This window comes from Microbacterium sp. zg.Y909, from assembly GCF_024626565.1.
Map to the genome: position 1 here is coordinate 1 of NZ_JANJFJ010000648.1, position 489 is coordinate 489.

Annotated in this window: 1 protein-coding gene; it reads left to right on the top strand. The window is 66.5% G+C overall.

Annotated features, from left to right (window positions below):
* The coding region (locus NQ160_RS23770; RefSeq protein WP_257517449.1) for a PstA family ABC transporter permease at window positions 1-489 on the top strand (489 nt) is incomplete at both ends.

Sequence of the window (489 nt, forward strand, 5' to 3'; positions counted from 1 at the left end):
GAAGCGTCTCGCCCGGGGCATCACGTTCCTCGTGGACGTCATGACCGGCATCCCCTCGATCGTCGCCGGCCTGTTCGCGTTCGCCCTCTTCGCACTGTTCTTCGGTCCGGGCGTGCGGATGGGCATCATGGGCGCGGTGGCGCTGTCGGTGCTGATGATCCCGGTCGTCGTCCGCTCGACCGAGGAGATGCTGCGCCTCGTCCCCAACGAACTGCGCGAGGCGGCCTACGCGCTGGGCGTGCCGAAGTGGCTGACCATCGTCAAGGTGGTGCTCCCCACCTCCATCGCGGGAATCACGACCGGCATCATGCTGTCGATCTCCCGCGTGATCGGCGAGACTGCACCGCTGCTCATCACCGCCGGCATGGCCACGTCGATGAACTACAACCTCTTCGAAGGCCGCATGGCGTCGCTGCCGGTGTTCGTCTACACGCAGTACATGAACCAGGGCATCCCGGGTTCGGCGTACGTCGACCGCGCCTGGGCTGG